This window comes from Pseudomonas sp. PB120 (assembly GCF_009761815.1).
Classification (GTDB): Bacteria; Pseudomonadota; Gammaproteobacteria; order Pseudomonadales; family Pseudomonadaceae; genus Aquipseudomonas.
The window spans coordinates 73,899-91,233 of record NZ_RWIN01000132.1; the positions used below are offsets into that span (position 1 = coordinate 73,899).

Below are 17,335 nucleotides of genomic sequence, written 5' to 3' on the forward strand. Positions count from 1 at the left end.
GAGCAGCCTTCTAGATCGCTTCCAGCTTCGCGTAGCCGAGCATCAGCCACTTGCTGCCTTCGCTGAAATTCACCTGCACCCGCGCCTGTGCGCCGGAACCCTCGAAGTTGAGGATCACGCCATCGCCAAAGATCGAGTGTCTTACCGTCTGACCCAGACTGAAGCCGGTTTCCGGAATCTCGCTGCCGCTGAACAGGTTGCTGCCGCTCATCGATTGATTGCCACCGAACGGGCGACTGACGCTGTTGGACAAGCGCACTTCCTGGATCAAACCTTTCGGCACCTCACGTACGAAACGCGACACTTTGTTGTAGGTCTCGCTGCCGTACAGGCGTCGGGTTTCAGCATAGGTCATCACCAGGTTCTGCATCGCCCGGGTAATGCCGACATAGGCCAAGCGACGCTCTTCCTCAAGACGACCCGGCTCCTCCAGGCTCATCTTGTGTGGGAACAGACCTTCTTCCATGCCCACCAGGAACACGTAAGGGAATTCCAGGCCTTTGGCGCTGTGCAAGGTCATCAGCTGAATACTGTCTTCGTGCTCGTCGGCCTGGGTATCCCCGGCTTCCAGCGACGCATGACCGAGGAACGCCGCCAACGGCGTCAGGTCTTCGTCTTCTTCAGCGTTTTCGAAGTTACGCGCAGCGCTGACCAGTTCCTCAAGGTTTTCTACCCGTGCCTGGCCTTTCTCGCCTTTTTCCGCTTCGTGGTAGGCGATCAGGCCCGACTGCTCGATGACGGTCTGGGTCATCAGGTGCAGCGGCATCTCCATGCATTTGGCGGCAAGGTTCTCGATCAGCTCGATAAACGCGCCCAGCGCACCGGCAGCCCGGCCGGTCAGACCTTTATTGGCGACCAGCAGGCGCATGGCTTCCCACATCGACACATCGCTGTGGCGTGCATGGTCGCGAATGGCTTCAACGGTTTTCTCGCCGATGCCACGGGCCGGGACGTTGATGACCCGCTCCAGCGCCGCATCGTTGCCACGGCCTTCCAGCAAGCGCAGGTAGGCCATGGCGTTCTTGATTTCCGCCCGTTCGAAGAAGCGCTGGCCGCCGTAGATGCGATACGGAATGCGTTCGCGCAGCAAGGCTTCTTCCAGAACGCGCGATTGGGCGTTGGAGCGGTACAAAATCGCGATATCGCTACGGGCTAAGCCAGTTTTCAGCGCGCTTTCGATGGTTTCGACAACGTAGCGTGCTTCGTCGTGTTCATTGAAGGCGGCGTACAGATTGATCGCTTCGCCTTCGCCGCCATCGGTCCACAACTCTTTGCCCATGCGCCCGGTGTTGTTGGCGATCAGGGCGTTGGCAGCCTTGAGGATCCCGGCGGTGGAGCGGTAGTTCTGCTCCAGGCGAATGGTTTCGGCATCCGGGAAGTCGTCGGAGTACTGGTAGATGTTCTCGATTTTCGCGCCGCGCCAACCGTAGATCGACTGATCGTCGTCACCGACCACCATCAGGCTGTCGCCGCCCTTGGCCAGCAAACGCAACCACGCGTATTGCACGGCGTTGGTGTCCTGGAACTCGTCCACCAATATATGACGGAAGCGCTTCTGGTAATGCGCCAGCAAACCCGGGTGATCACGCCACAGGTCGAGGGCACGCAGCAGCAGCTCGGAGAAGTCGATAACACCAGCGCGCAGACACGCGGCCTCGTAGGCCTCGTAAATGCTGCGCATGGTCGCCAGGAACATGTCGCCGCTGGCTTGTATGTGTTTCGGGCGCAGGCCTTCGTCTTTCTGCCCGTTGATGAACCACTGGGCCTGGCGGGCCGGCCAGCGCTGCTCGTCCAGCCCCAGCTCGCGGATCACCCGTTTGACCAGCCGTTGCTGGTCGTCGCTGTCGAGAATCTGGAAGGTCTGGCTCAGGCCCGCTTCCTGCCAGTGCGCCCGCAGCAAGCGGTGCGCCAGGCCGTGGAAGGTGCCCACCCACATACCGGCCGGGTTGATGCCCATTAGCTGCTCGATGCGGTGACGCATCTCGGCAGCGGCCTTGTTGGTGAAGGTCACCGACAGGATGGAGTGGGGCGAGGCGTTTTCGACCTGGATCAACCAGGCAATACGGTGCACCAGCACTCGGGTTTTACCGGAACCAGCACCGGCCAGGACCAACTGACGACCCACGGAGGCAGCTACGGCCTGGCGTTGGGCATCGTTGAGGGAGTTCAGCAGAAGGGAGAGATCATCGCGCATCGGGGCATTCTAGGGGGCCGCGTCACACCGGGCAAACCCTGCATTGCTTTAGCCGATGAAAGTCAGGCGCAGGACGACCGGTCAGTCACCGGCTGGAAGTCTTGGCGGGGCTCGCCTCGGCACTTTTACGTGGATGGATGCGGCGAATATTTTTGTGTTTTTTATGCGCCGGAGCAGTTTGGTCCGGGCACTTGCTTGTGTATGCTCCGTCGACGTTTCGGGCTCGTGCTCATCATTATAAGAACAAGAACATTGCCTATGACCCTCAGCTCCGACCTGTCGGGCCCCACTGTGGAGCCCCGGGTTATCCGGAAACAGTACGCCATGGAAATGGCGGTCGAACGCACGCGCCTGCTTTATCAGGGCTCGCTGCTGCCCACGCTTTTCATGCTGATTAATGGTCTGGTCTGCGCCGGTTTGCTCTGGAGCCCGCAGCGTTACTTCCTGGTCAGCGTCTGGCTGGTGTGGCTGCTGTCGCTGGTGGCGTTGCGGGTGATTCAAGTCGCGGCCTTCGATTCGGCAATCCCCAACCGCCAGGCGCATACCATCTGGTGGCGCATGTTTTTACTGGGCTCGGCCATGACCGGCCTGACCTTGGCCGGTGCGGGCATTGCGCTGGTGCCTGCCGACAACTTCATCCAGCAAGCCTGGGTCTTCGGCCTGATCGGCGCCGCCGCGCTATCGGCCAGCGTGGCTTACGCGGTCAGCCTGCCGGCGTTCCTCTCTTTCACCTTGCCGTGTCTGTTGCCGGCTATCGGCTATCTGTTCTGGGGCGGAGATGAGCAGGGACAGGGCTGGGGCTGGTTTGGCCTGATTTTGCTCGGTGCATTGAGCGTGGTGGCCTGGCAGGTCAATCGATTGATCGATCGCGGCCTGTTGCGGCGCTTCCAGAACGAGGCATTGATCGAGCATCTGCAGCAGGCCCAAAGCCGTAGCGACCAGCTCAACTTTGAACTGGCCAGAGAAGTCGAACAGCGCCGACGTGCCGAAAACGAATTGCGTGAAATTCAGACCGGGCTGGAAAGCCGCGTCGCCCAGCGCAGCCTGGAGCTGGATGCGGCAAACCAGGCCCTGAGCAAAAGTGAAGCGCGCCTGGCGATGGCACTGAAGGCCAGTGAGTTGGGGCTGTGGGACTGGAACCTGCAAACCGACGAAGTCCATCACACGCAACTCCAGGAGCTGTTCGGCCTGGAGCCGGAACATGTGACGGCCATGCTGCGTCACCTCAAGCCGCGCCTGCACCCCGATGACCTGCCGGCACTTAAACGCGCATTGGTCGAGCATTTGAAAGGTCGCACCGACGATTACCAGATCGAATACCGCGTGCGCCATGGTGACGGCCACTGGGTCTGGATCGAAGACCGCGGGCGAGCGGTTGAGCGCAGCGAGTCCGGCCGGGTGATCCGTATGGTCGGCACCCGTCGCGACATCAGCGTCAAAAAAGGCCTGGAAGAGCAGCGCCAACTGGCGGCGACGGTATTCGAGGCGGCCAGTGAAGGTATCGTAATTTTCGACCCGAATTACACACTGATCGCCATCAATCAGGCCTTCAGTCGTGTCACCGGCTATGACATCGACGACATGATCGGGCGCAATGTGATGGAGTTGCCCTGCAGTCGTGACGCCCGCCGGCACTACGGCGCGATTCACCAGGCCCTGGAGCAGCACGGCGGTTGGCAGGGTGAGCTGGTGGAAACTCGCAAAAATGGCGAAATGTACCCGCAATGGCTGCAACTGAGTGCCGTGCGCGATGACCGGGGCAATGTCAGTCATATCGTTGGTTTCTTCGCCGATCTGTCGGCCCGGCGCGAATCCGAAGAGCGCATGCGTTACTTGACGCATTACGACGAACTCACCGGCCTGGCCAACCGTTCGCTGTTCCGTGAACGACTCAGCGAAGCCCACCAGCGAGTGCGGCAGGGCAGTCATCGCAATCTGGCGCTGCTGCACATCAATCTGGATCGTTTCAAGCTGCTCAACGACAGCCTTGGCCATGAGATCGCTGACCAGCTTTTGCAGAAAATGGCTCGGCGGCTGGTCAATGCGTTGCCTGAGGCAGACACCATCGCACGGTTGTCCGGTGATGAATTCGCGGTGCTGTTCAACGCCTATGGCAATCTGTCGAGCCTGGCGCGGGTGGCGACACGTTTGTCGGCCAAGCTGTGTGTGCCGCTGACCATCGACGGCCATGAGTTGGTCGTCAGCGCCTCCATGGGCATCAGCATGTTGCCGGACAACGCCCGGGAAATTTCCGCGTTGGTCAGCCAGTCGAACATGGCCATGCAGCACGCCAAACACTTGGGCGGTAATAATTTCCAGTTCTACACCGACAGCCTCCAGGCCAGCACGCTGGAACGTCTGCAACTGGAAAACCAGCTACGCAAAGCCATCGACGAGAAGCAGTTGAAGGTGTTCTACCAACCGAAACTGTGCCTGGCCTCGGGAAAATTGAATGCCGCGGAAGCGCTGGTACGCTGGGATCATCCGACCATGGGCCGCGTGCCGCCGGGGGATTTCATTGGTCTGGCCGAGGAAACCGGGCTGATCGGCCCTATCGGCGAGTTCGTCCTGCGTCAGGCGTGTTGGCAAGCCTGCGAGTGGCAACGGCAAGGGCTTGAGCCGATTCGGGTGTCGGTCAACCTGTCGGTGCACCAATTGCGTCAGGGCAAACTGGTCAGCCTGGTGCGTCAGGTGCTGGAGGAAACCGGTCTGGCGCCGCATTACCTGGAGCTGGAGCTGACCGAAAGCCAGTTGCTGGACAGTGTCGAGCACATCATCGCGACCTTCCAGCAGTTGCGAGATCTGGGGGTGAAACTGGCGATCGATGATTTTGGCACCGGTTATTCGTCCCTGAGCTACCTCAAGCGCATCCCGGTGGATTACGTGAAGATCGATCAGGCTTTCATTCGTGGTTTGGGGGAGGGCAGCGAGGATGCCGCGATCACTCGGGCGATCATTGCCATGGCGCATGGTTTGTCGTTGAAAGTGGTGGCAGAAGGCGTGGAGCGGCAAGAACAGCTTGAATTCCTGAAAGGCGAACACTGCGATGAAGTGCAGGGCTATTTGATCAGTCGCCCGATCGAGGCTGAGTCGCTTGCGAGTTTGTTACGAGAGCAATAAGTGATCATGAAAGACCTTCCCGCTAATTAAGTTGGCGGGAAGGTAGTCGTGCTGTTAATTGGTGATCATAATATCTCGAATATGATGAATTTGTTCACCTTCGAAGAAAATACTGACACCGGTCACGTTGGAGTTGCCCAGTGCTTTGTATTCGACAACTTTATCTGTTACAACTTGCAGCGCAATGTCATCGGATTGTTCAAGTTTCAATTCCAGTCGAAGATCGAAGGATTTGTCTTGCAAGGCAGACATTACCAGCTTAGGTGTAATTCCAGTGTGCGCCACGGTGACAGTGCCGGTGGTGCGGAACCAGAGTGAGCCTGGCATACGGTTGATTTGTGCGGTCCAGTCTTTGGTTTGAATGCTCATAGTGTGTAACTCCTGTAGTTAAGTTGCGTCCTGCCCGAGCAATATATCCAACTGAACTGGTTTGCGGGAGTTATAAATAAAGTGTATTTGTAAGGCTATATGTTGAGTGTGGTTTTTACAGTGGGTGGTTTCAACTGGCGAAGTCCGAGTTCCCCGGGAAGATGGAGAACTCAAACTAACCATAAGAACGGCGTTAAGAAAGTTCGCCGCAAAGATCCAGTTCAACCAGTCGACGAACTTCAGCCACATCAAGTCCAGCCCCCAGCAACCCGTGCAACTTACCGAACGCTGCCTCACGCGTCATGCCGCCGCCCGAAAGCACACCGGCGCCACGCAAGCGGCTGCCCGCCTCGTAAACGTCCAGTTCGACGCCACCTTCATGGCACTGCGTGACCGCGACCATGACTACGCCCTTGTCCCGAGCCCGTTGCAGGCTGGCAAGAAACTCAGGGTCATCACTCGGCCCTGTACCGCTGCCGTAGCATTCCAGCACCAGGCCCTGAATGCCGCTGTTCAGCAGCGCATCAAGCTGTTCGGCACCGATCCCGGGAAACAATGGCAGCACAGCGACTTTCGCCAATTGCTTGCTGCGGTTGTACAGCAGTTCTGTTGGCAGCGAAGCCGCCTTCACGCCCCCACCCTGACGCTTGAGCCGCGCAAACGGGTGCCGGCCAAAACTGCGGATTTTCGCGCAGCGCGTCGGGTCCAGCAGTTCGCCGTGGAAGTACAGATGAACCCCCGGCGCCAGGCCATGGCCGAGGGCGACCAGCGCGCCGCTGAGGTTTTCCCAGGCATCGCTGTCGGTCACGCCTGCCGGCAGCATCGAACCGGTAAAGCACACGCGGGCATGCAGGCCGAGCAGTTGAAAGCCCATGGCCGCCGCGCTGTAGGCGAGGGTGTCGGTGCCGTGCAGAATCAGTACGCTGTCGCAGCCTTGCACATTCACCGCGTCGACCACCGCTTCACGCAGTTGCTGCCAGTACGCCGGGGACATGTTGGCGCTGTCGATCAGTGGCGACATCTCGTGAAAGCGCCATTGCGGCACCACCAGTTCGGGTTGGCTGTGCAGGTACTCGCGCATCCGCGCTTCGAACCCGGACGCAGGGGCCAGGCCATGCGCACTGGCTTGCATGCCGATGGTGCCGCCGGTGTAAAGCACCATGACGTGCTGGGCGGCCGGGTAGGTCGTTGAGTTCATGGCGGTTCTCCGAATTCGATTGTGCGCATTTTAACCGATCAGCGGGATTCAGCTGTAGGAGCGATGCTTGCTCGCGAAGAATCGTTAACGATAACGCGTTTAACCAAAGGGGCCACGACGCCCTCAAGTTTTTCGCGAGCAAGCTCGCACCTACAAAAAAAAGCAAAAAAAAAGGGCCTGGAGAGTGATCCCCAAGCCCTCAAAAGGTGAGAGGTGTCTAGTCCCTCGACCTGGTGAGCGGTGCTACAAGTAACGCGTCGGGTCAGGCTTTAAGCGGAACCAGACGCGGAGCAATCATGTTTTCCGGGCGCAGGATGTCGGCGAGCATTTCTTCGTCGAGCAAACCTTCTTCGCGCACCAGTTCCAGCACGCCGCGGCCGCTTTCAAGGGCGATACGGGCGATGCGGGTGGCGTTTTCATAGCCGATGTATGGGTTCAGCGCAGTAACGAGGCCGATCGAATGTTCGACCAGTTCGCGGCAGCGCTCTTCGTTGGCTGTGATGCCGACGATGCAGTGCTCGCGCAGCATGTCCATGGCGCGTTGCAGCAGACGGATCGAGTCGAAGATCTTGAACGCGATCAGCGGCTCCATCACGTTCAGTTGCAGCTGGCCGCCTTCGGCCGCGATGGTCAGTGCCAGGTCGTTGCCGATGATCTGGAACGCAACCTGGTTAACCGCTTCCGGGATAACCGGGTTGACCTTGCCAGGCATGATCGAGCTGCCTGGCTGACGCGCTGGCAGGTTGATTTCGTTGATGCCGGTGCGTGGGCCGCTGGACAGCAGGCGCAGGTCGTTGCAGATCTTCGACAGCTTGACCGCGGTACGCTTGAGCATGCCGGAGAACAGCACGAAGGCGCCCATGTCGGAGGTGGCTTCGATCAGGTCGGCGGCTGGAACCAGCGGCTGACCGCTGATCAGGGCCAGGCGCTGAACGGCCAGGTGCTGGTAACGCGGGTCGGCGTTGATGCCGGTACCGATCGCGGTGCCACCCAGGTTTACTTCGGTCAGCAACTCGGGTGCCAGCGTTTTCAGGCGTGCCAGGTCTTCGCCCAGAGTGGTGGCGAACGCACGGAATTCCTGGCCAAGGGTCATCGGCACGGCGTCTTGCAGCTGGGTACGGCCCATCTTCAGAACGTGGTTGAACTCTTCACCTTTGGCGGCGAACGACTGGATCAGGCTGTCGAGGCTGGCCAGCAGCGCGTCGTGACCCAGCAGCAGACCCAGGCGGATCGCGGTCGGGTAGGCGTCGTTGGTCGACTGCGCCATGTTCACGTCGTTGTTCGGGTGCAGATATTGGTACTCGCCCTTGCTGTGGCCCATGGCCTCCAGCGCGATGTTGGCGATGACTTCGTTGGCATTCATGTTGGTCGAAGTGCCAGCGCCGCCTTGAATCATGTCCACCACGAACTCTTCGTGGAAGTCGCCGCGGATCAATCGTGCACAGGCTTCGCTGATGGCAGCGTGCTTGGCTTCGCTCAGGTGACCCAGTTCGCGGTTGGCGTCAGCGGCGGCTTGTTTGACCATCGCCAGGCCGACAACGAGCTTCGGGTAATGCGAAATCGGAACGCCGGAGAGACGGAAGTTATTCACCGCTCGCAGGGTCTGGATGCCGTAATACGCTTGAGCCGGTACTTCTAGTACGCCAAGCAGGTCTTTTTCTGTGCGGAAAGATGCAGCGGAGGACATGATAGAAATCATCTCGATATGGACCCGGTCTGTGCCGGAACACTGCAAATGCTAGGCTTGTGGAGAATTTTCGGCCAATGCTGTTAAACACTGGCCTATGCATATTCGGCATAATGTCGATGTGACGCCGTATGTGCGGCGAGCGTGTGACCTAAATTGGTGCGTGTCCGGGAGGACGTGATGAATCTGGAAAGTAAATGGCTCGAGGACTTCAGCGCCCTGGCCGCCACCCGCAGCTTCTCCCAGGCTGCCGAACGACGCTTCGTGACCCAGCCGGCCTTCAGTCGACGGATCCGCAGTCTCGAGACGGCGCTGGGGCTGCAACTGGTCAATCGCTCACGCACGCCGATCGAGCTGACGGCGGCGGGGCAGTTGTTTCTGGTCACCGCGCGAACGGTCGTCGAGCAACTCGGCGAAGTGCTGCGCCACCTGCATCACCTGGAGGGTGGTCAGGGCGAGGTCATGCAAGTCGCGGCCGCTCACTCATTGGCGCTGGGTTTCTTCCCGCGCTGGATTGCGCAGTTGCGCAACGAAGGCTTGAACATCGCCACGCGGTTGGTGGCAACCAACGTGGGCGACGCGGTGCATGCCTTACGCGAAGGCGGTTGCGACTTGATGCTGGCGTTCTACGACCCGGACGCCGCGATGCAGATGGACCCGGAAATCTTCCCGTCCCTGCACCTCGGTCACACCGAAATGCTCCCGGTTTGCGCGGCGGACGGAGACGGCAAGCCACTGTTCGATCTGGAAGGAGATGCCAGTGTGCCGCTGCTGGCGTACAGCGCAGGTGCGTTTCTCGGGCGCTCGGTAAACATGCTGTTGCGCCAGCGAGCGCTGCGGTTTACCACCATTTACGAAACCGCCATGGCCGACAGCTTGAAAAGCATGGCGCTGGAAGGTCTGGGCATCGCCTGGGTGCCGCAGCTCAGCGTCCGCGCCGAACTGGCTCGTGGCGAACTGGTGGTCTGCGGCGGTCCGCAATGGCATGTGCCGCTGGAAATTCGATTGTATCGCTGTGCACTGGTACGAAAGGCCAACGTGCGGCTGTTGTGGCGCAAGCTGGAAGGCGGGGTGGCCAGTCCTGCTTCCTGAGCCGGGTGGAAGTCCATGCTAATAACTTTCGCCCATGGTTAGAGAATTTCAGTCGAATTGACTGAGGTAGTTCCGAATATTCTCTCGGTTCTTATCGCTGAAGCGGTAGGAATTGCCCCGTAAAGTAGTAGCCCAGTCAGCTTTCATGATCGTGTCATGCCACCAGCCGTCATAGATGACATCCGCATCTTCGTGGGTGGCACCGAACATGTGACCAATTTCGTGTGCGGGTGCCATGTAGTAGAAGATCGAAGCTATGCCACTCTGGCCTTTGTGGATCGCAGCGCCGGCGACGCTGCTGTTGATTGGGTTGCGGGTTAACAACAGGAATTTGTTCAGGTCTGGATCGTAGGGTCGGATCTCTTCTACCTTCGAAGTAAACGCTTTAACCATTGCTTTCCACCCATGACCTGAATCGTAAAAGCTTTCATTTTTGTACTGGTAATTGGTCATTTCCGGTAGTGTGGATTTAGAGTTGAAAATAATCAGAACGCCACGACCGGATATTTCCTCAAGCTCGGTCTTTAGCCAGGCGAAATGGTCGTTGTAGAGCTTGTCTTTATCATACCCGTCGAGGTCGTCGTGTATGAATACCATCAAGCGGATAGGTTTTTGGGCCGAAATTGCTTTGCTTTGGTTTGTTTTATTGTTTTTCACGCGGTGCTCCTGTTTGTTGTTTTCTGTTTGGGTTGAGAAATTTATTGTTTGTCGTGCTTCGGATGGCAGTGACGCTGGTCGGATGGTTTTAATACAGACTGTCGACATAAGCCTTGATCCTTTTTTTGTTTTTTTCGCTAAAGACATAACAGTTTGAACGTAGTAGAAAAGCGGTCGGAAACATGAAGGTTTCACACCACCATCCGTTATAAATAACTTCGCTATCGTCATGGCTGGCATTGAAGGTATGCCCGAGCTCATGCCCGATTGCCTGCCTGCCTTCGAGCGCCGCGATTGCAGAGTACCCGGGTTGAGTCGCGAGACCTCCCATGCCGCCCAGTAGCGGGCTGCCATTGATGAAGTCATTGGTGATCAAGAGAATCCGGTCGTTGCGTGAAACGAAAAACTCACTGTTTTCATGTCGTTCTTTTTTATAGGCCGTTGTGAGCTTTTCCCACTCTTCAAACATTTTGTTATGGTCGTCAGATTTGTAATTGAAGTTGGTATAGGGCGGCCGGTTTCGATCGAAGACCACATAAATTTTTCGACCAGTGATGCGCTCGAACTCGACGACAAAAGGGTGGATGTGATCAGCGTAAGTTGAACTTCGTTTCGATTCGGGAACATCGTCATGGAAGATTGCAAAAAGCCGGATCTGGTTCAGAGGGTCATCGTTGAGCGTATTGTCATTGTTTAGTGCGTGCGCGCTGATATTGATGCTCAGGGTGGCGGCAAGGGTAAGTAATGCTTTTAACAGTGCGTGCATAGTTAAGTCTCATGAAAAAATGCTCTCGGTAATTGAGGTGAGGGTATTAAGGACGATTATTTATTAATGGTAGCGATGCGTTTATTGGTCGCTGTTTGATATATATCACGGGTTAGTCTTGGTTGGTGCGTGTTGATGATTCTTATGTGTTGCGTAGTGTTTTTGAATAATTAATGACACTTGTTGTGCGCCTTTTTCCTCTATTCGGTTATCGCTATAACAGTGCCGTAATTTGAAGTGTGAGCTATTGACCTTGGAGTCAATAAAATAGCCGCTTTGCCCCAAGTGACAGATGGTCGCGGCGGGGGCTGTTTATCTGCTTCATTGAGGTATACTGCGCGGCCTTCGGCCGGTTACGACCGGCCATAATTCGTACAATCAAGCCACGCATTTTGCGTGGCTTGTTGTTTTTTGATGCGCCTGCGGGCGCCCAGAGAGAAGAGGCACGACGATGAGTGCATTGGTTGGCGTGATCATGGGCTCCAAGTCCGATTGGTCCACCCTTAGCCACACCGCCGATATGCTGGAAAAGCTCGGCATCCCTTACGAGGTGAAAGTGGTTTCTGCCCACCGCACCCCGGATCTGCTGTTCCAGTACGCTGAAGAAGCCGAGGCGCGTGGCATCGAGGTGATCATCGCCGGTGCCGGTGGTGCGGCCCACTTGCCTGGCATGTGTGCGGCCAAGACCCACCTGCCGGTGCTGGGCGTACCGGTGCAATCGGCAATGCTCTCGGGCGTCGATTCGCTGCTGTCTATTGTGCAGATGCCTGCCGGCATTCCGGTCGCGACCCTGGCCATCGGCAAGGCCGGCGCGATCAACGCGGCGCTGCTCTCGGCGAGTATCCTTGGCGCCAAGCACCCGCAATTCCACGCGGTGCTGAAAACGTTCCGTGCCGAACAGACAGACAGCGTCCTGGAAAATCCAGACCCACGCATCGCCTGAGGTTGTTGACGATGAAGATCGGTGTAATCGGTGGCGGCCAGTTGGGTCGCATGTTGGCGCTGGCGGGCACCCCGCTGGGCATGAACTTCGCTTTCCTGGACCCCGCGCCGGATGCTTGCGCAGCCGCGTTGGGCGAACACCTGCGGGCCGATTACGGCGATCAGGATCACCTGCGCCAGCTGGCCGATCAAGTCGATCTGGTGACCTTCGAGTTCGAAAGCGTTCCGGCCGAAACCGTGGCGTTCCTGTCGCAATTCGTTCCGGTCTACCCGAGCGCCGAAGCCCTGCGCATCGCGCGTGATCGCTGGTTCGAGAAGAGCATGTTCAAGGACCTGGGGATTCCAACCCCGGCGTTCGCCGATATTCAATCGCAAGCCGACCTGGACGCTGCTGTGGCATCGATCGGTCTGCCGGCCGTGTTGAAAACCCGCACCTTGGGTTACGACGGCAAGGGTCAGAAAGTCCTGCGCAAACCTGAAGACGTGGTGGGTACGTTCGCCGAGTTGGGCAGCGTGGCCTGCTTGCTGGAAGGTTTCGTACCATTTACCGGTGAAGTGTCGCTGATCGCCGTGCGTGCCCGCGATGGCGAGACCCGCTTCTATCCGCTGGTGCACAACACCCACGACAGCGGCATTCTCAAGCTGTCTGTGGCCAGCACCGATCACCCGTTGCAAGCACTGGCCGAAGACTACTCCAGCCGTGTGCTCAAGCAGCTGGATTACGTCGGCGTGATGGCGTTCGAGTTCTTTGAAGTCGACGGTGGCCTCAAGGCCAACGAAATTGCCCCGCGCGTGCACAACTCCGGGCACTGGACCACCGAAGGTGCCGAGTGCAGCCAGTTCGAAAACCATTTGCGGGCCGTTGCCGGTTTGCCGCTGGGTTCGACGGCCAAGGTCGGCGAGAGCGCGATGCTCAACTTCATCGGCAAAGTCCCGGAGACCGAGAAAGTCCTGGCCATTGCCGATTGCCATCTGCATCACTACGGCAAGGCGTTCAAGGTCGGCCGCAAGGTCGGTCACGCCAACCTGCGCTGCGCCGACAAGGCCACGCTGGAGCAGCAGATCCTCAAGGTCGAAGCGCTCATCGCCGAATAAATAGTTTCATGTGGCAGCGGCGGAACCATTCAGGGACCGCCGTTCTCTCATGGCAGGATGCGAAAGTCTGACTAGGCTTCTGCATAGCCATCCAATTCAGAGGGAAATGCCATGGGAATTATCGGAACCATCTTTATCGGCTTGATCGTCGGCTTGCTGGCTCGGTTCCTGAAACCGGGCGATGACAGCATGGGCTGGATCATGACCATCCTGCTCGGTATCGGCGGTTCGCTGGCAGCCACCTACGGCGGCCAGGCCCTGGGCATTTATCAGGCTGGCCAAGGCGCCGGATTCATCGGTGCCTTGGTCGGCGCCGTGGTGTTGCTGGTGATCTACGGCCTGATCAAAAAGAACTGACCCAAAGCGACAAAGCCCTCTCTGCGGCGCACGCGGAGAGGGCTAGAATGCTCGGCGACTTACTGTCCTTCCTTTACCGAGCACCTTCATGCGCCGTTTTTTACTGACTTTCCTTCTACTGGGTGCGGGCCTTGCCCACGCCGGCGAACTGCCGGAAACCGACTGGCTCGAACTGATGCCCAAGTCGGACCAGAAAGCCCTCGAGGCCATGCCCGAAATCGACCATAACTCCCCGGAAGGCAATGGCACCTTTACCGAAAAGGGTGGCATGAAGCAGAGCAAGGGCTTGCCGGCGGTGATGTATTCGACCAAGACCGTGCCGTCGATGAACGACAAGAACATCCGTATCGGGGGTTATCCGGTGCCGCTGGAGTCTGACGCCAAGGGGCGCAGCACGCTGTTTTTCCTCGTGCCGTACCCAGGCGCCTGCATCCACGTGCCGCCACCGCCACCGAACCAACTGGTGCTGGTGCGCTATCCCAAGGGCTTGAAGCTGAATGACATCTACACGCCGTTGTGGGTGACTGGCACGCTGAAGGTCGAGACGGTCAACAATGATTTGGCCGATGCGGCGTATGCGCTGGATGCGGCAAAGGTGCGGGTGGTGAAAGAGTCCGATCTCTAACAGCCACTCGAAATAACTGTGGGAGCCAGCCTGCTGGCGATAGCGGTGGGTCAGATACTTTCAAGTTGACTGACACAGCGCCATCGCCAGCAGGCTGGCTCCCACATTTCGTATTGCGGTATGGCTTAGAGCGGTTTTGCGCCGACGCTGACACCCAACGTATGGCTCGCACCCGGCGCCAACGTCACCACATCATCCAGCACATTCGCCGTCTCGATGCACAGCATCCGCTGCCAACCATCGGCCGCCATGTCGCTGAACGCCGCTGCACGCTCAATCCACGGGTTCCAGATCACCGCCGAGCGCGATCCGCTGCTGGTCAGCTCGATACGGCGTTCCCAGGCCGGGTCGACAATGCTCAGCTTCGCCGGGGTATCGAGGTAGATGCGATCGGTCTCGCCGGTAAACTGCAGGTCGCCGGTCTGGGGAACGGTTTTCCAGTCGTCCAGCGTCTCGATGTAGCTCAAGCCATCCAGCCCTTCAACGTGCACATTGCGCACGTCGCTCACCGCGAAGTAGCTGTGCAGCGCCTGGCTGAGGGTGACGGTGTCCGAACCCCGGTTGTGGCTAGTCAGGCTGATGTGCAATTGCTCGTCCAGGCGAATGCACAACTTCAAGTCCACCTGATGCGGCCAGCCCGGGAAACCGCCCTCGGGGTAGGGCAGGATAAACTCGACCTTCAGGCTTTCACCCTCGGCCTCGATGCCGCCCAGTTCCCAATCCATTGCCCGCACAAAACCGTGGGCGGTCGGCGGTTCGTTGCTGTCGCGCATGGCCTGGACGCTTTGCGGGTTGCGCGCAAAATTGCCGAACCACGGCCAGCACACCGGCACGCCGGCGCGGATGCTCTTGCCGGTCTTGAACACCGCTTCGTCGTTGAGCCAGATCAGCGGCGGTTGGCCGGCCAATTGGTAACTGAGGATGTGCGCGCCTTGCTGGGCAACCAGCAATTCGGCCAGACCGTGGCGAATGCGCCAGCAGTTCAGTTCATCCAGCTTCACGGCTTCAACGTTGGGGGGGCTCATGGGGCAGCTCTCGATCAGGAACAATGACTGCAATGGACCGCAAATCGGTCGCCGCGTTTAACGCGCGCGCGGCGGAACCGAACGCGTGCGGCCGCTGCCGTCGATGGCGACAAAGACAAACACCGCTTCCGTCACCTTGCGCCACTCGCTGGACAGCGGATCGTCGCTCCAGACTTCGACCATCATCTTGATCGAGCTGCGACCGATTTCCAGGGCCTGGGTATAGAAGGAGAGCTGAGCGCCCACCGCGACCGGAACCAGGAACGCCATGCGATCGATCGCTACAGTGGCCACGCGACCGCCTGCGACTTTGCTGGCCATTGCGGTGCCCGCCAAATCCATCTGCGCTACCAGCCAGCCGCCGAAAATATCGCCAAAGCCGTTGGTTTCACGCGGAAGCGCGGTGATTTGCAGGGCCAGGTCGCCTTGCGGAATGGGATCTTCTTGTTCGAGCTCTATCATGCCGGGGGTGCCTCTGACCCGTGACTCTTCATAAGTACTTCAGGTGAATAGCCGCTTTGCGGAAAAACGATTCAGCCCCGAACATACTACGTTCGTCCCGTTTTTCGTCAGGCGCCTAAAGGGAAACTCTGCGAAATCGACTGGTAGAGCCCAGCAGCGTCTTCGCACAGCAACCCTTTGAAACTGTCGCAAGATCGCGAGTATATCGGTCGGTAGACTCCGAGACGACCGTCCGGTTCTCATTTTGACCGTCAAAAACGCGCTTCTATGTGCTTTTTCGAACAATTTGCTATCGTGCCGGACCTGCCCAAGCCTCCGCCAGCGTTGTTGAGGTTGCAGTTCCGACTATAAGAGAAGCACTTGCCATGACCCCAGCGCCCTCGAGCATCGCGCAGCCAACACAACCCGCACGTCCGCTGACCCGCAACGACTACAAGACTTTATCGCTGTCTGCCCTGGGCGGCGCGTTGGAGTTCTACGATTTCATCATCTTCGTGTTCTTCGCCACGGTGGTCGGCAAGCTGTTCTTCCCGCCCGACATGCCCGAGTGGCTGCGGCTGATGCAGACCTTCGGTATTTTCGCCGCCGGCTACCTGGCGCGGCCGTTGGGCGGGATCGTGATGGCGCACTTCGGTGACCTGTTGGGTCGCAAGAAGATGTTCACCCTCAGCATTTTCATGATGGCCGTGCCGACCCTGATCATGGGCCTGTTGCCGACGTACGCGCAGATAGGCCTGTGGGCGCCGATTCTGTTGCTGCTGATGCGGGTGATCCAGGGCGCGGCGATTGGCGGTGAAGTGCCTGGCGCGTGGGTCTTCGTTTCCGAACACGTGCCCGGGCGGCATATCGGCTACGCCTGCGGCACCCTGACTAGCGGTCTGACGGCAGGCATCCTGCTGGGCTCGCTGGTGGCGACCGCGATCAACAGCATTTACACCCCGGTGGAAGTGGCGGATTACGCCTGGCGGATCCCGTTCCTGCTGGGCGGCGTGTTTGGTTTGTTTTCGGTCTACCTGCGCCGCTGGCTGCACGAAACCCCGGTCTTCGCTGAGCTGCAACTGCGCAAGGCCCTGGCCGAAGAGGTGCCGCTGCGCGCCGTGTTGCGCGACCATCGTGGGGCAATCCTGATTTCCATGCTGCTGACCTGGCTGCTGTCCGCCGGCATCATCGTCGTCATTCTGATGACCCCGACAGTGTTGCAGACCATCTACCACTTCTCGCCAACCACCGCGTTGCAGGCCAACAGCGTCGCGATTGTGTTCCTCAGCCTGGGCTGCGTGGCCAGCGGCGCATTGGCGGATCGCTTCGGCGCGGGCCGAGTGTTTGTATTCGGCAGTGCTGCGCTGTTGCTCAGTTCGTGGACCTTCTATCACAGCCTGTTCAATCACCCGGACTGGCTGTTCCCGATGTATGCCCTGACCGGTTTGCTGGTCGGCACCATTGGTGCGGTGCCGTACGTGATGGTGAAGGCCTTCCCGGCGGTGGTGCGTTTCAGCGGGTTGTCGTTCTCGTACAACCTGGCTTACGCGATTTTCGGTGGCTTGACGCCGATGGTGGTGACGCTGCTGCTCAAGGAAAGCCCGATGGGGCCGGCCTATTACGTTGCGATCATCTGTGGCGTCGGGATTCTGGTGGGGGCTTATCTCTGGAAGAAGGGTCGTTAATTCCGACTCTCCTATCGTCTGTACCGGCCCAATCGCCAGCAGGCTGGCTCCCACATTGAAATGCATTCCAATGTGGGAGCCA

At 58.7% G+C, this 17,335-nt stretch carries 15 protein-coding genes; 7 read left to right on the forward strand and 8 right to left on the reverse strand.

The features are described 5' to 3' along the window. Positions 1-10 precede the first annotated feature (10 nt). Positions 11-2,194, reverse strand: coding sequence for a DNA helicase II (gene uvrD / locus EJA72_RS24370; protein ID WP_157714448.1), 2,184 nt, complete (start codon positions 2,192-2,194; stop codon positions 11-13). Positions 2,195-2,452: 258 nt separating this feature from the next. Between uvrD and EJA72_RS24375 the strand changes: the two genes are divergently transcribed. Further along, positions 2,453-5,314, forward strand: a complete 2,862-nt coding sequence (locus EJA72_RS24375) for an EAL domain-containing protein (protein WP_157714449.1) — start codon at positions 2,453-2,455, stop codon at positions 5,312-5,314. A gap of 54 nt (positions 5,315-5,368) precedes the next feature. Here EJA72_RS24375 and EJA72_RS24380 read toward each other — a convergent pair whose 3' ends face one another. From EJA72_RS24380 to aspA, 3 genes are all read right to left on the reverse strand, one after another. Then, the gene (locus EJA72_RS24380; RefSeq protein WP_157714450.1) at positions 5,369-5,683 is read right to left on the reverse strand and encodes a hypothetical protein; all 315 of its coding nucleotides are present in this window, start codon (positions 5,681-5,683) and stop codon (positions 5,369-5,371) included. 193 nt (positions 5,684-5,876) lie between these two features. Further along, on the reverse strand, positions 5,877-6,881 hold the full coding sequence (locus EJA72_RS24385) for an asparaginase (RefSeq protein WP_157714451.1): 1,005 nt from the start codon (positions 6,879-6,881) through the stop codon (positions 5,877-5,879). A gap of 262 nt (positions 6,882-7,143) precedes the next feature. Next, a complete protein-coding gene (gene aspA, locus EJA72_RS24390) occupies positions 7,144-8,568 on the reverse strand; it encodes an aspartate ammonia-lyase (protein WP_157714452.1) in 1,425 nt (474 codons plus the stop codon). A gap of 180 nt (positions 8,569-8,748) precedes the next feature. Between aspA and EJA72_RS24395 the strand changes: the two genes are divergently transcribed. Next, on the forward strand, positions 8,749-9,660 hold the full coding sequence (locus EJA72_RS24395) for a LysR substrate-binding domain-containing protein (protein ID WP_157714453.1): 912 nt from the start codon (positions 8,749-8,751) through the stop codon (positions 9,658-9,660). 48 nt (positions 9,661-9,708) lie between these two features. Here EJA72_RS24395 and EJA72_RS24400 read toward each other — a convergent pair whose 3' ends face one another. Both EJA72_RS24400 and EJA72_RS24405 read right to left on the reverse strand, forming a co-directional pair. After that, the gene (locus EJA72_RS24400; protein ID WP_178129558.1) at positions 9,709-10,317 is read right to left on the reverse strand and encodes a reprolysin-like metallopeptidase; all 609 of its coding nucleotides are present in this window, start codon (positions 10,315-10,317) and stop codon (positions 9,709-9,711) included. An 88-nt stretch (positions 10,318-10,405) separates the two neighbouring features. After that, positions 10,406-11,083 (reverse strand): hypothetical protein, encoded by a 678-nt coding sequence (locus EJA72_RS24405; protein WP_157714454.1) that lies wholly within the window; start codon positions 11,081-11,083, stop codon positions 10,406-10,408. Positions 11,084-11,534: 451 nt separating this feature from the next. Here EJA72_RS24405 and purE point away from each other — a divergent pair, with 451 nt between their 5' ends. The 4 genes from purE (at position 11,535) to EJA72_RS24425 (ending at position 14,102) form a co-directional block, all read left to right on the forward strand. Continuing rightward, positions 11,535-12,026 (forward strand): 5-(carboxyamino)imidazole ribonucleotide mutase, encoded by a 492-nt coding sequence (gene purE / locus EJA72_RS24410; RefSeq protein WP_007971731.1) that lies wholly within the window; start codon positions 11,535-11,537, stop codon positions 12,024-12,026. A gap of 11 nt (positions 12,027-12,037) precedes the next feature. Continuing rightward, complete coding sequence (locus tag EJA72_RS24415) at positions 12,038-13,120, forward strand: 5-(carboxyamino)imidazole ribonucleotide synthase (protein ID WP_157714455.1); 1,083 nt, start codon at positions 12,038-12,040, stop codon at positions 13,118-13,120. A gap of 111 nt (positions 13,121-13,231) precedes the next feature. Continuing rightward, positions 13,232-13,477, forward strand: a complete 246-nt coding sequence (locus EJA72_RS24420) for a GlsB/YeaQ/YmgE family stress response membrane protein (protein WP_008030708.1) — start codon at positions 13,232-13,234, stop codon at positions 13,475-13,477. Positions 13,478-13,565: 88 nt separating this feature from the next. Further along, positions 13,566-14,102, forward strand: coding sequence for a DUF3299 domain-containing protein (locus EJA72_RS24425; RefSeq protein ID WP_157714456.1), 537 nt, complete (start codon positions 13,566-13,568; stop codon positions 14,100-14,102). A gap of 125 nt (positions 14,103-14,227) precedes the next feature. Here the strand turns inward: EJA72_RS24425 and EJA72_RS24430 are convergent, their stop codons facing one another. Both EJA72_RS24430 and EJA72_RS24435 read right to left on the reverse strand, forming a co-directional pair. Next, positions 14,228-15,127, reverse strand: a complete 900-nt coding sequence (locus EJA72_RS24430; RefSeq protein ID WP_157714457.1) for a D-hexose-6-phosphate mutarotase — start codon at positions 15,125-15,127, stop codon at positions 14,228-14,230. A 57-nt stretch (positions 15,128-15,184) separates the two neighbouring features. Then, the gene (locus tag EJA72_RS24435; protein WP_007942704.1) at positions 15,185-15,589 is read right to left on the reverse strand and encodes an acyl-CoA thioesterase; all 405 of its coding nucleotides are present in this window, start codon (positions 15,587-15,589) and stop codon (positions 15,185-15,187) included. Between the two features lie 365 nt (positions 15,590-15,954). Between EJA72_RS24435 and EJA72_RS24440 the strand changes: the two genes are divergently transcribed. Next, positions 15,955-17,253: an MFS transporter gene (locus EJA72_RS24440; protein ID WP_157714458.1), complete on the forward strand. Its 1,299-nt coding sequence runs from the start codon at positions 15,955-15,957 to the stop codon at positions 17,251-17,253. Positions 17,254-17,335: the final 82 nt, after the last annotated feature.

Excerpts from the sequence above, each read along its gene's own strand:
- uvrD (WP_157714448.1), bottom strand. The coding sequence starts at position 2,194 with ATGCGCGATGATCTCTCCCTTCTGCTGAACTCCCTCAACGATGCCCAA.
- EJA72_RS24375 (WP_157714449.1), top strand. The coding sequence starts at position 2,453 with ATGACCCTCAGCTCCGACCTGTCGGGCCCCACTGTGGAGCCCCGGGTT.
- EJA72_RS24380 (WP_157714450.1), bottom strand. The coding sequence starts at position 5,683 with ATGAGCATTCAAACCAAAGACTGGACCGCACAAATCAACCGTATGCCA.
- EJA72_RS24385 (WP_157714451.1), bottom strand. The coding sequence starts at position 6,881 with ATGAACTCAACGACCTACCCGGCCGCCCAGCACGTCATGGTGCTTTAC.
- aspA (WP_157714452.1), bottom strand. The coding sequence starts at position 8,568 with ATGTCCTCCGCTGCATCTTTCCGCACAGAAAAAGACCTGCTTGGCGTA.
- EJA72_RS24395 (WP_157714453.1), top strand. The coding sequence starts at position 8,749 with ATGAATCTGGAAAGTAAATGGCTCGAGGACTTCAGCGCCCTGGCCGCC.
- EJA72_RS24405 (WP_157714454.1), bottom strand. The coding sequence starts at position 11,083 with ATGCACGCACTGTTAAAAGCATTACTTACCCTTGCCGCCACCCTGAGC.
- purE (WP_007971731.1), top strand. The coding sequence starts at position 11,535 with ATGAGTGCATTGGTTGGCGTGATCATGGGCTCCAAGTCCGATTGGTCC.
- EJA72_RS24415 (WP_157714455.1), top strand. The coding sequence starts at position 12,038 with ATGAAGATCGGTGTAATCGGTGGCGGCCAGTTGGGTCGCATGTTGGCG.
- EJA72_RS24420 (WP_008030708.1), top strand. The coding sequence starts at position 13,232 with ATGGGAATTATCGGAACCATCTTTATCGGCTTGATCGTCGGCTTGCTG.
- EJA72_RS24425 (WP_157714456.1), top strand. The coding sequence starts at position 13,566 with ATGCGCCGTTTTTTACTGACTTTCCTTCTACTGGGTGCGGGCCTTGCC.
- EJA72_RS24430 (WP_157714457.1), bottom strand. The coding sequence starts at position 15,127 with ATGAGCCCCCCCAACGTTGAAGCCGTGAAGCTGGATGAACTGAACTGC.
- EJA72_RS24435 (WP_007942704.1), bottom strand. The coding sequence starts at position 15,589 with ATGATAGAGCTCGAACAAGAAGATCCCATTCCGCAAGGCGACCTGGCC.
- EJA72_RS24440 (WP_157714458.1), top strand. The coding sequence starts at position 15,955 with ATGACCCCAGCGCCCTCGAGCATCGCGCAGCCAACACAACCCGCACGT.